Below are 12301 nucleotides of genomic sequence, written 5' to 3'. Positions count from 1 at the left end.
AGCCTCTGATTTCACGGCGATGCCGCAAGGAACGATTGAAACACTTGCGCCAGGATTACCGCCGCGACGCCGTAGACCGTCAGCCACAACCGCTTTTCCAACCGCTCCATCATCTCTTCGATCTGATCCAGCCGACGGCACAGATGCGCGTGCTGAATCTCGGCCACCCGCTCATGCGCGGCCAGGCGCAGGCCCGGCGCACAATCAAATGGCGGATATCCCTCACTCATCCGCACCCTCCGCCAGCGCCGGTAGGCCCAGCAGAGACCGTTTTTCCGCATCGGTCAGGAACTCGGCCCGGCTGACCCGCGCCCATTGCGCATCCCGCTCGGCAGCCAATGCGGGTACCTGATCCAAATCAGGTTTCAACATCAGGTCCTCACCGGTATAGCCCGAGAGCCATTCAGACACCGCCGCCGCCACCCGCGTCACCAGGGGCAGCACGGTCAGACGATAGAACGCCCGGTTGGCCTCTTGATAGTTCGAATAGGTCGCATCACCCTGAATCCCAAGCAGCATCGGCGGGACCCCAAAGGCCAGCGCGATCTCGCGGGCGGCGGCTTCCTTGGTCTTCTGAAACTCCATATCCGACGGGGAAAAGCCCATCGGCTTCCAATCCAGCCCTCCTTCCAGAACCATCGGCCGCCCGGCATTGCGCGCGCCCCGGTAATTCGCCTCGATCTCATCGCTCAGGCGGCGGAACTGCTCCTCGGCCATCACGCCATGACCATCGCCACCCTTCCAGACCAGCGCGCCCGAGGGTCGCGCCGCATTGTCCAGAAGCGATTTCGACCACCGCGATGCGCTGTTGTGCACGTCAATTGCCATCGCCGCCGCCTGCATCGGCGAAAACCCGTAATGATCGTCCTGCGGATGGAAAGACTTGATGTGGCAGATATTTTCCACCGCGAACCGGTGCTTCTTACCGCCGACCTCATAGTCATACGCCTTGGGCCAACCGTCCGCTCCCGGTACGACGCTCATCCGGTCGGATCGCAGTACATGCAGTTCTACCGGCAGGCCATCTTCGGCCTGCACAGCCTCAACATATGCATTGCCCGACAGCAGCAATTGCCCGAAAAGCGCCTCCATCAACTCCGCTCGCCCCTGTGCCGCATTCGGACGGCGCATCAGCGACAGCATCGGATGCACATCGAACCGATGCGCCTGATCCTGCAACACCAAGGGCAGTGCCGCCGCCGCCTCGGCAATCAGCTTGACGGATCGAAACCCCACCGGGTTTCCCGAAAACCCCGTCCGTGTCAGCGTTACCGTGTCCCGAGGGCTCCACGCCACGCGCCCGCCCGTCTGCCACGCCACCACAGGCCCCGCAGCGCTCGCCTTCGCCTCGGGCGCCTCGCCAGCCGATCCACGACGCAAGAAATCGAATACCATCTGTTCTCCTTTCTGCCGCCGCTCTGCCCGGCTTGTTGAAAGGAGTTATGACGGAAAGAAGTTTAGGGCTTGGGAATAGGGCGTACTGGGGATGGGCAACGGTGCTCTCGACCACTTGTTCCCGACCAACAAATTTGCAATCTAGTTTAGAGCGTCGTGAACAAAATACAGATTAGTCGCTCTATTGTTCAGAGAAGAATGCATTCCCACCGTTTGCATAGACCGGCATTCGTGGCGGAATGACAAGAATGTTATTAAAATAAATGTGGTGAGGAAGACTTTGAAAAGGCTTCAATTCTGACAGAAACCCTTGTGCGAGTTCAGGTATAGAATAGAAAAGGAACTCTCCAAAACCAAGCATCAGCCAAGTTTCGAAGTCGACGTCACCATCCGGGTCAAATTTGTTTTGCAACGTCCCCTTCGTGCAAAGTCGATAAAAATCATGATGGTCTGCAGAAGACCACCCCGAGAAAGATAACGTCGGCTTATCTCTGACAAATTGATCCCAGATGGATTTCTCCTGCTCGTCAGCAAGCACAAGTTCCGGGTTGCTTATGACGAATTCTGCGACCGCTCTGTCTGGGCATAATAGCACCAATCCGGGATGCTCTCCACTTCCGCCTCCCAAAACAAGCTGCTTAGATGTGCACTGAAAATCGCCGTCACGCGGGTCACTTGAACCAATAATATCCTCGAGTGGACGATACACTGGTAGATTACCGAACAAACCAACAACTTGGTGCCTATAGCAATCAATATAACTCACTGTCCCGCCAAGTTTCTTAGTCAACCGCCTCAGAATGATGGCGTTTTTCGATCAGCACAACTCAAAATTCAATGACGCCATCAAGGGCAGCTTGTTTGTTAGGATTCCGGGAGAAAACAAACTCAAACCTCACAAACTCCGCACCCTCGGTCGCCGATACGCCCCCGCAGGCCCCACCACCAACTCATGCAGCGCCCAGACCAGCGCGTCGACCCGGTCGGGTGAGCCCTGCCCCTCGAACCCGCGCGCGGTCATCTGACACATCTGCTCCTCCAGCGCGCCCAGCCCGCCAACATGCGACACCCGCCCCTGCTCATACAACGCCGCGACTGGCTCGGCCCGCGCGACCTTGCCGCGTGAGGCCCGCACCGCGCGAAAAGGAACCAGAGGGTCCACCTGCCGCATGACCTCCTCCACCAATTGTCCGCCCTGATTGACCTCGGCCACCAGCCGTTCGGCCCCGAACTCATCCATCGCGTCAATCGCTGCCTGCGCCCAGCCTGCCGGACCAACGCCCTGTACCGTCCGGTCAGCCAGCACATAGGCGCGCCACTCCTCGGGCGACCCCTGTAGCTGCGCGCCCACAACCACGATCCCGCAAGCATCCGCATCCGCCCCCGCCGTTACCGCCGGGTCCAATGCCACCACGATGCGATCCAACGCAGGCACTCGGCCCACCCGCGCGGCCTCCAGCATCGACCCCGTCCAAAGCGCGCCCTCGGCATCCGACAGCAGCACCCCGTCCAGCTCCTGCCGCCCCAGCCGCGTACCGGCATAGCGCGCGCGCACCTCGTCCAGAAACGAGTCCGCCAGATTGGCCCGGTTCGCCTCGGTCGGCGCGTGGGTCTGCACGGTGGACGGCGAGGCCAACAACTCCTTCAAAACCTTCACATTGCGCGGCGTCGTGGTCACACAGACCCGAGGCCACTCTCCCAACCGCAGCGCAAATTGCAGCATATCCCAGGTCTCCCCGGCCTTCTTCCACTTGGCCAACTCATCCACCCAGGCCGCATCGAACTGTGGCCCGCGCAACCCCTCAGGATCATGCGCCGAAAACGCCTGCGCCTCGGCCCCATTCGGCCAAATCAGTTTCCGCTCCGTAGCTTTCCAAACAGGCCGCCGATCCGGCGGCGAACACTGCAGAATCCCGCTATCGCCAAAAATCATCACATCGCGCACCTGATCAAAGGTCTCCCCGACCAAGGCCACCCGACTGGCCTCCCCGCGATCCAGCGGCAAAGACCCCTCGACCATCGACCGCACCCACTCGGCCCCGGCGCGCGTCTTACCGGCCCCGCGCCCGCCCATGATCACCCATGACCGCCAGTCCCCCTCGGGCGGCAACTGGTGCGGTAGCGCCCAGAATTCAAACAGGAAAGGGAGGGCGCACAGCCCCCCCTCCCCGATCTCACTCAGAAATCTGTCCCGCACCGCAGCATCTTCGGAGGCGAGCCAACCTGCACCCGATTTCAAATCGAGCGCGCTCAAGGTCGAGCGCATACCCCCCTTGGGCAATTCCGGCTTGTCTGTGATGTTGTTCGACAAAGCTTGTCTCCACTTTCTGACAACTTCGGATCAGCCCCTCTAACTGCCCAAGTTGCTTGCCTGCTCCGGCAAGGTCTGCATCCTCCCCGGCTCCGATCTGCCTGCGCAGTTCTTCCGCTGCCTGGCGCAAACCGCGAATGGATGTCTCAAGCGACTGCAAAAGTTCTGCCGTCTGGGACATCCGCTCTTCCGGGGTAATCAAAGTCATGTTTGCCTGTGACCTCATGCGTGAGTTTTTCCGCACGAGAGAAACGAAAAACGGCCACCGGGTCGCCCCGGGGCCGTTGCCCACTTCTTCTAGCATGACACAACTTATACGAGAATAAGAACGCAAAGTCAAGATTTCACGCAACACGGGCGCAACGGGCTACGCACGGAGATTGTTAAAAGACCTCGTGCGGGTTGGACCGAGCCGTCAGTGATCGTACCCCAACAAGAGTACCTTACGTATCACCGAGAAACCGAAATGGCTGGGAAGGCTCAAAGCTGGCTGAGACCTCACCGGCAAGGATAGGCTTTTCACCAAGCTCCAGCTTCAGTGTTGATGCCCCTTCTGAAAGATCAAGGTTTTCGATATCCACCCAAAACAGCGTCGGGCTGAACACGCTCTCGTAATAATACCGCCCCAGCTCATGGTCGGCGACCGTGCGCCATGTTGTTGACGCGATGTTAGGACGATCGGGGTCTGTCACACCAAACGGCACGGAAATAGAGCGAACCAAAGAAAAAACCGCCGCCGTTGCGTCGTTCTTGTCTTCGAATGAAGGCACCGCATTCAGGTTCCAGCTCAACCGTGCAAACCGATCGGAAGACCGATGCGTTCCCGGCAAAAACGAGAGGCCGTTGACTTCGCCCCAATAGGTCGTGATGGCAAGTTGTTCGTCAAACGTCGGAGAGTTCGTCATAACCGTAAACTCGCGGCCATGATGGATGACTAACTCGCCGTCGAGATATTCGAAAATTGCGCTGTCGCCGGACGCGTCGGATAGCGCCACATGCCCGCCTGCTTCATGTCCGCTTGGCAGCATCGGAGCCACAATCACGAACGGGTCCTGTTCCATTGCAGCCACGGCTTCTTCGACCGTTGCGAAATTATCAAAGAAGTACTGCAACCAGCCGCCAACAGACAGGCGTGGCTTATCCCCGGCAGTCTCGGTGCCGTAATCGGCTTCGGCAAGATAGAGTGCGTTGCCAACCAACCCGGCATCGTTCATTCCATCAACAGTTGCACCATCATAGATGGTCGCAACGACCGACCCGTATTTGGAAGTCCACTTTATCGAGTTTTCACCGGCACCGCCATTGCGCTCCATCCCGCGAGGAAAAGCCCAAAGGTCTGTCGCGGTATCTTCAAACCAATCAAGCGTCCGCCCCGTAAGGAAGGATCCATCTGCGGTTTCATAGACGATCCGGGAACACGCGATTGCAGAAGACGCGGCAAGTGCCACAGACAAAATGGAGGCCCCAAGTACCTTTACATTCATTGCAGGAAATCCTTTTGATAGTTTGCCCATGATGAACCAATGTCTCTGAAATTTGGTAGTTTTATAGGCAATTTGAAGCCAAAACCGTCTTGGAATTTCAAAGTTACGCTGCGTACAGGATTCTGAATTTCGTCGGCCAACCCCAGGTGGAAGCGGCCGAGCCTACCCCCTCATTTCAGACCAACCCTTGACATTCCCACACTAAACCAGCATGTGCCCCACAGGACAGCGCTGACGCGTGAGCATACACGGTCGACAATCCGGCCCCACAGCGCCCCACTATTTTCCAGTTCCCCTTCACGCAGGGTTCTTGATGCGACGACCGGATGCACAGGACTCGCCTGTGCGCCGCGAGGCTTCGCAAAAACCCTGCCGGTCGCGCAACTTGCGTGGCTAGTCTCACTTGTCCGTGGTGACCAGTCATCACGGGTTGTAAAGGAATGATACTTGTTCGATTTTGACATGCTGGGCCTTGCCCCGGCCCTGAATGACGCGCTGCAACGCGCAAACTTTACCCAACCCACGCCGATCCAGAATCAAGCAATCCCGCTGGCCCTGCAGGGCCACGACATACTTGGGCTGGCCCAAACCGGCACCGGCAAGACGCTGGCCTTCGGCCTGCCGCTGATTGACTACCTGCTGGCTCAGCCGGGTAAGCCTGCGCCTAAAACGGTAAAGGCCCTGATCCTGGCGCCGACCCGCGAATTGGTGAACCAGATCGCCGAAAGCCTGCGCAACCTGACCAAGAAAACAAAACTGCGCGTGGCCACCGTTGTCGGCGGGCAATCCATCGGCAAGCAAATCTCGTTCCTGTCGCGCGGCACCGATATTCTGGTCGCTACGCCGGGCCGCCTGATCGACCTGATGGAACGTGGCGCCGTCGACCTCAGCACAGTCCGCCATCTGGTGTTGGATGAGGCCGATCAGATGTTGGACATGGGCTTTATTCACGCATTGCGCAAAATCGAGCCCGCTTTAGGCACGCCGCGTCAGACCATGCTGTTTTCGGCGACAATGCCGAAGCTGATGGAGGAACTCAGCCAGTCCTATCTGACCAACCCGCAACGGGTGCAGGTTTCGCCCCCGGGCAAGGCCGCAGACAAGATCACGCAGTCTGTTCATTTCCTCGACAGGGCTGAAAAACCGCGGAAGCTGCGCGAAGTCCTTTCGGCAGACATGAACGCCCTGACGCTGGTCTTTGCCCGTACAAAACACGGGGCCGAGAAATTGATGAAAGGCCTTGTGGCGGACGGGTTCAACGCCGCCTCAATCCACGGGAACAAAAGTCAGGGCCAGCGCGACCGCGCGATCAAGGCGTTCCGCGCCGGAGAGATCAACGTGCTGGTCGCCACCGATGTCGCCGCGCGTGGCATCGACATTCCGGGTGTTGCCTATGTAATCAACTATGACCTGCCCGAGGTGCCAGACAACTATGTCCACCGCATTGGTCGCACGGCCCGCGCCGGTCGTGAAGGCGAAGCCATTGCCTTCTGCGCGCCGGATGAGTTGGACCAGCTACTGCAGATTCAAAAGCTGATGAAGATTGAAATTCCAGTCGCCAGCGGCACCATGCCTGAATACGCCGAACCCAAAAAACCGCGCAATCGCAGTGGGTTACGGGGGCGTAGACCGCACGGAGCGAATTCGACGTTGAAACCTGTGTCGTCAAAACGTCGTCGCCCACGCAGACGTCCCGCTGCATAAGAAAAAGAAAGGGCCGCGTTTTTCGACGCGACCCTTTTCTTAGTTGCTCGAGCTATTTCTCTCGGCTTCTATTTCTCGCCATTTGGCGACGTTGCGGTTGTGCTCATCCAGAGTTTCCGCAAACGCGTGCCCACCAGTTCCGTCCGCAACAAAGAACACATAGTCTGTATCCTCCGGTGCCACCGCGGCCTCAAGGCTTGCGAGGCCGGGGTTGGCGATTGGTGTGGGCGGCAAACCGTCAATCACATAGGTATTCCAAGGAGTTGCGCGGCGCAATTCACTGCGGCGCAGACCGCGGCCCAGAACGCCCTGACCTTTAGTGACACCGTAGATCACGGTCGGGTCCGTCTGCAGCTTCATACCTTTCTCAAGCCGGTTCACAAAGACACTGGCCACTTGGCCGCGCTCATGTGGAACACCGGTCTCCTTCTCGATGATTGAGGCCAGGATCAGCATCTCTTCGGGGCTGCTGATCGGCAAATCGTCCTGTCGACTTTCCCAAACCGCGTTGATCCGTAACTGTTGCTTCGCCTGCATGTCCTGCAGCACGGCAGCTCGGTCATCACCCGGGGTCAGTTCATAGCTGTCGGGTGCCAGCATGCCCTCGGCTGGAACTTCGGACACCTCACCGGTCAGAGCGTCAATGCCCCTAAGCGCCTCGACTACCTGCCACGAGGTCACGCCCTCGGCCACCGAAACGCGATATCGTGTGTCGGCATCTTGACGTTTTTCAGCATATTCTGCGGGGGCTTCCTCTTCACCGGCCTCGAAACTGGCAATCTCAACAAATTCCAGAGTGGCTGGGTTCAACTCACGCACCCGGGTTTGTACCCTAGTTACACCAACGCGATATTCAATCTCGGACCCGCAGGTGCTGGCACCGCTGCTGGTAATATCTTCGATGATCTGCGCCATCGACGCGCCTTCGCGAACCAGAAAACTGCCCGCTTTCAACTGCTGCGCCTTGTCGGTGTAATCCGCGCCCATCCGGAATATCATGGCGCTGCTGATGGCACCTTCATCTTCCAACTGCTGGCTGACGCGAGTCATGTTCGACCCGCTTTTCACCTGTAGGCATATGGCGGTTTCCAGCGGGCCTTCGGCCTTGTACTGTGATTGCCCCCAAAGGATCAGACCGCCGATAAGAAACAGGCCGACCACCAGGATGGTCAGCGCGTTTGATGCCAAAGCCCGCCACATTTAGCTAGCCTTTCCGAAAATCACGCTGGCATTGGTACCGCCAAAACCGAACGAATTCGACAAGGCAACGTTGATCACACGTTCGCGTTTGGCATTTGGCGCCAGATCAATCGGCGTTTCAACCGCCGGGTTGTCCAGATTGATCGTCGGCGGGGCCACCTGATCGCGGATCGCAAGGATTGAGAAGATCGCCTCTATCGCGCCAGCCGCGCCCAGCAGGTGGCCCGTGGCCGATTTGGTCGACGACATGGTGGCGTTGCCCGAATGATCGCCCAGCAGACGCTCCACCGCGCCCAGTTCGATCGTATCCGCCATGGTCGAAGTCCCATGCGCGTTGATATAATCCAGATCCTTTGGCTCTAACCCGGCACTGCGCAGGGCGGCCTTCATGGAACGCTCTGCCCCATCACCATCCTCAGACGGCGCGGTGATGTGATAGGCGTCACCGGACATGCCATAGCCCAGAACCTCTGCGTAAATCTTCGCGCCACGCGCCTTGGCATGCTCGTATTCTTCCAGCACAACAATGCCCGCACCCTCACCCATGACGAACCCGTCACGGTCGACATCATAAGGGCGGCTCGCTTTCTTCGGATCGTCGGCGTACTTGGTCGACAGCGCCTTGCACGCGTTAAAGCCCGCGATACCAATCTCGCAGATGCAACCCTCGCCGCCACCTGCAACCATCACGTCAGCGTCACCAGCACGGATGATACGGCTGGCGTCGCCAATGGCATGTGCGCCGGTCGAACAGGCGGTCACCACCGAATGGTTCGGACCTTTGAAACCATGTCGGATCGAGACCTGACCCGAGGCGAGGTTGATCAGCGCGCCGGGAATAAAGAAGGGCGAAACGCGGCGCGGACCCTTGTCGCGGATCAGATTGGCCGTGTTCGCGATGGAACCCAGACCACCGATACCCGAACCAATCAGAACGCCGGTGCGCAGGCGATCCTCTTCATCCTCGGGCAACCAGTTCGCATCCTGACAGGCCATATCTGCCGCTGCGATTGAATACAGGATAAAATCCTCGATCTTGCGCTGCTCTTTCGGCGGCATCCAATCGTCGGGGTTGAACGTTCCGTTCGTACCGTCTCCGCGCGGCACTTCGCAGGCATAGGTCGTGGTGACCCCGCTTGCCTCAGCGTCGAACTGAGTGATCGGGCCCGCACCGGATTCTCCGTCCAGCAGCCGCGACCAGGTTTCCTCGACCCCACTGGCCAACGGAGTGACCAATCCCAGACCGGTTACAACGACTCTGCGCATGAAATGCCTCTTGCCTGCTTCCTGTTTGAGAACCGCTCATACCCCGGCCCGGGGTCCGGGGGCAAGAGCCACGGTATATTCCCTTCCGGCATCAACCTGCCGAAACAGAATGAAACACTGCTCGCCATCACGAGAACGGTTCTAAATGCAAAAACCGCCTGCCGCCGCAGTGGACGACAGGCGGTTTCCTTCTTGTCAGCCCATTACTGGAATTGAGCAACCGGTTCGTGTGCTGCCTGAGCCGTTTCCAATGCCTCGGCCAGATCAATCGATTTGTGGAACAGTGCACGTCCGACAATTGCACCCGCAATGTTCGGAATATACGCCAAGCGAGAGATATCGTCAGCAGTACGCACCACACCGCTGGCGATAACCGGCGTACGGGACTTCTCAGCCAGCCCAGAGATCAGGCCCAATTGCGCCTCGACATCCTCCATGTCGCTGTCGATATCCGTCACCAGAATAGCGGCAAACGGAGTGTCGGCGAACGCCTCGATATATGCTTCCGGGGTGAACGCACTTTGGCTGCGCCAGCCTTCGGTCATCACCTGCCCTTGCCAGACATCCACAGCCAGAACGATCTGATCCGGATAAAGTTTGGCAAGTTCCTTGACCAGGATCGGATCCCAAGCTGCAAGCGTACCCAAGACAATACGCGCTACACCTTTGTCAATCCAATGTTCGACTTGCTCACGGGTACGCATGCCGCCCGCCAGTTGCACCGACATCTCAGACGAGCGGATGATCTCTTCAATCAACTCGGCATTGGTGTCCCGGCCTTCAATCGCGTCAAAGTCAGTCAACTGCATCCAATCCGCACCAGCGGCTGACCACCCACGCGCAGTTTCGACGGGGTCCACGTGCCAAATCATAGCTTCGTCCAGACGGCCTTTTTCCAGTGATACACACCGACCGTTCTGCAGTTCCATAGTGGGATAAATCCTCATGAGCACGCTCCTCCGCTCAATCGCATTGCAATTCAGTATATCATACAGACCTGCATAGTCTCTAATGCCGCCAGTTTCGGCAAACTGAGATCATTTTGCGGCATTGCACCCAAGTTGAGACTACATGCGAGCGGGTGGCCCGTTCCGGCGCAGCAGCACAACCGGAGCGCCATTGTATTCGCATTCACGCGTCACTGTGTAACCCAGCTTTTGGGCCAGCTTCTGCGAGACTGCATTCGCCGAATTTACCATTGCTACCAATGGACCGGGCATGATGCGATCAAACCAGTCATGCGCTGCTTGGGCCGCCTCAAACCCCAACCCCTGCCCCTGCGCCTCGGGCACCAGAATCCACCCGGCTTCGGGAAAACTGTCGAAATCTTCTCCCAGCGCACGGTTGCCATAGAAAAATCCCGCCTGACCGATCATCAGCCGATTCGATTGCTGCAACACGGCCCATTGCCCGAACCCGGCCATCTGCCAATGCCCCGCGTTGCGCAAAAACGAATCCCACGCCTCACCGCGCGAACGTGGCCTGCCGCCGATATGGCGCACGATGCAGGGGTTACGCCATATCTCGGCGAACCGGTTGAAATCCTCGGGCCGCATGCCGCAAAGCATCAGGCGCGATGTGTTTATCGTCGGGGTGGATCGTATCATGCCCTGCCCGCTCAAGTTTTTTTGCCTCAGAGTGATCGTTGCGAACGCAGCCTCACCCTGGCAAGTCCGAAATCCAGACAGGCACAAAAAAACGGCGCCTCCGTTGCCCGGAAGCGCCGTTTTTAAAGATTTCGAAGCGATTAGGACGCTTCAGAGATGAATTTGACGGCGTCGCCAAAGGTCTGGATGGTTTCGGCTGCGTCATCCGGGATTTCGATGCCAAACTCTTCTTCGAAGGCCATGACCAGTTCAACGGTGTCCAGGCTGTCTGCACCCAGATCGTCGATGAACGAAGCGTTCTCGGCTACTTTGTCTTCTTCAACACCCAGGTGCTCAACAACGATCTTTTTAACGCGATCTGCGACGTCGCTCATGTCTATTCCTCATTCCATTTCAGGGCTTAATGCCCGGTTCAGCCCTTGCCCGCTCAGGCTGGCTTTGATTTGCCCGGTCTGGGCGGTTTGGGTCCCCGATTACCGGGAAAGTAGAAGGCCGACCGTTTGGCCGACCCCTGCATACATGCGCCGCCTATAACACAGACAACGCCCGAGGCAAACGCTTTCGCGCCTGTCTCGGTCTGCGATCACAACATGGCCATACCGCCATTCACATGCAAGGTTGTTCCTGTGACATAACCCGCTTCGGGGCTGGCAAGGTACAGAACTGCCGCGGCAATTTCCGATGGATCGCCCATGCGGCCAGCTGGAACCTGCGTAAGGATGCCAGATTTCTGATCGTCGGTCAGCTTATCGGTCATGGCCGTAGTGATGAAACCCGGAGCCACCGCGTTGGCCGTGATTCCGCGGCTTGCGACCTCATAGGCCAGCGACTTGGTCATGCCGACCATGCCCGCCTTAGACGCGGCATAGTTGACCTGACCCGGGTTGCCGGTTGCACCCACCACAGACGAGATGTTTATGATCCGGCCCCAGCGCGCCTTCATCATGCCGCGCAGCACGCCTTTGCACAGCTTGGCGGTGGCGGTCAGGTTCACGTCGATCACGCTCTGCCATTCCTCGTCTGACATCCGCATGAACAGGTTGTCCCGCGTAATGCCCGCGTTGTTGACCAGAATGTCGACCGATCCCATCGCATCCGCCGCCTGTTTCGGCAGCGCTGCGACGGCTTCGGGGTCGCCCAGGTTACAAGGTAGGACATGGGCGCGTTCGCCCAACTCATCCGCCAGCGCCTGCAGTGGCTCGAACCGCGTACCAGACAGCCCGACAGTGGCCCCCGCCGCGTGCAGTGCGCGCGCGATATCGCCCCCGATACCGCCAGAAGCGCCGGTGATCAGCGCATTCTTACCTGTCAAATCAAACATTCGGTTTCCCTCT

Annotated in this window: 12 protein-coding genes; 1 reads left to right on the top strand and 11 read right to left on the bottom strand. The window is 58.5% G+C overall.

Annotated elements, in window-relative coordinates; genetic code table 11:
* Positions 1 to 11: 11 nt before the first annotated feature.
* The 5 genes from ACR1XY_RS11715 to ACR1XY_RS11695 all read right to left on the bottom strand — a co-directional run bounded on the left by ACR1XY_RS11715 (position 12) and on the right by ACR1XY_RS11695 (position 5190).
* Complete coding sequence (locus tag ACR1XY_RS11715; protein WP_480593420.1) at positions 12 to 230, bottom strand: GTA head formation protein, RCAP_rcc01685 family; 219 nt, start codon at positions 228 to 230, stop codon at positions 12 to 14.
* Positions 223 to 1395, bottom strand: coding sequence for a phage portal protein (locus ACR1XY_RS11710; protein WP_480593418.1), 1173 nt, complete (start codon positions 1393 to 1395; stop codon positions 223 to 225). Before ACR1XY_RS11710 ends, ACR1XY_RS11715 begins: the two co-directional genes overlap by 8 nt.
* A 181-nt stretch (positions 1396 to 1576) precedes the next feature.
* Positions 1577 to 2161: a hypothetical protein gene (locus tag ACR1XY_RS11705; RefSeq protein WP_480593417.1), complete on the bottom strand. Its 585-nt coding sequence runs from the start codon at positions 2159 to 2161 to the stop codon at positions 1577 to 1579.
* A gap of 129 nt (positions 2162 to 2290) precedes the next feature.
* Positions 2291 to 3661, bottom strand: a complete 1371-nt coding sequence (locus ACR1XY_RS11700; RefSeq protein WP_480593579.1) for a DNA-packaging protein — start codon at positions 3659 to 3661, stop codon at positions 2291 to 2293.
* A gap of 488 nt (positions 3662 to 4149) precedes the next feature.
* Complete coding sequence (locus tag ACR1XY_RS11695; protein ID WP_480593415.1) at positions 4150 to 5190, bottom strand: linear amide C-N hydrolase; 1041 nt, start codon at positions 5188 to 5190, stop codon at positions 4150 to 4152.
* 447 nt (positions 5191 to 5637) lie between these two features.
* Here ACR1XY_RS11695 and ACR1XY_RS11690 point away from each other — a divergent pair, with 447 nt between their 5' ends.
* The gene (locus ACR1XY_RS11690) at positions 5638 to 6894 is read left to right on the top strand and encodes a DEAD/DEAH box helicase (RefSeq protein ID WP_480593414.1); all 1257 of its coding nucleotides are present in this window, start codon (positions 5638 to 5640) and stop codon (positions 6892 to 6894) included.
* A 39-nt stretch (positions 6895 to 6933) separates the two neighbouring features.
* Here ACR1XY_RS11690 and mltG read toward each other — a convergent pair whose 3' ends face one another.
* From mltG to fabG, 6 genes are all read right to left on the bottom strand, one after another.
* A complete protein-coding gene (gene mltG / locus ACR1XY_RS11685; RefSeq protein ID WP_480593412.1) occupies positions 6934 to 8094 on the bottom strand; it encodes an endolytic transglycosylase MltG in 1161 nt (386 codons plus the stop codon).
* Positions 8095 to 9360: a beta-ketoacyl-ACP synthase II gene (gene fabF, locus ACR1XY_RS11680; RefSeq protein ID WP_480593410.1), complete on the bottom strand. Its 1266-nt coding sequence runs from the start codon at positions 9358 to 9360 to the stop codon at positions 8095 to 8097. It abuts the gene before it with no gap.
* 203 nt (positions 9361 to 9563) lie between these two features.
* Entirely contained in the window at positions 9564 to 10307 is a 744-nt protein-coding gene (locus tag ACR1XY_RS11675; RefSeq protein WP_480593408.1) for a 1-(5-phosphoribosyl)-5-[(5-phosphoribosylamino)methylideneamino]imidazole-4-carboxamide isomerase, read from the bottom strand.
* A gap of 120 nt (positions 10308 to 10427) precedes the next feature.
* Positions 10428 to 10967: a GNAT family N-acetyltransferase gene (locus ACR1XY_RS11670; RefSeq protein WP_480593406.1), complete on the bottom strand. Its 540-nt coding sequence runs from the start codon at positions 10965 to 10967 to the stop codon at positions 10428 to 10430.
* Between the two features lie 140 nt (positions 10968 to 11107).
* The gene (locus ACR1XY_RS11665) at positions 11108 to 11341 is read right to left on the bottom strand and encodes an acyl carrier protein (protein WP_008756330.1); all 234 of its coding nucleotides are present in this window, start codon (positions 11339 to 11341) and stop codon (positions 11108 to 11110) included.
* Between the two features lie 209 nt (positions 11342 to 11550).
* Positions 11551 to 12288, bottom strand: coding sequence for a 3-oxoacyl-[acyl-carrier-protein] reductase (gene fabG / locus ACR1XY_RS11660; RefSeq protein WP_480593403.1), 738 nt, complete (start codon positions 12286 to 12288; stop codon positions 11551 to 11553).
* Positions 12289 to 12301 lie beyond the last annotated feature (13 nt).

The sequence above is a fragment of the Ruegeria sp. AD11(2025) genome (genome assembly GCF_056542405.1).
Note: the sequence above shows the minus strand (reverse complement) of the source record. Positions and strands in the feature narration are given on the sequence as shown.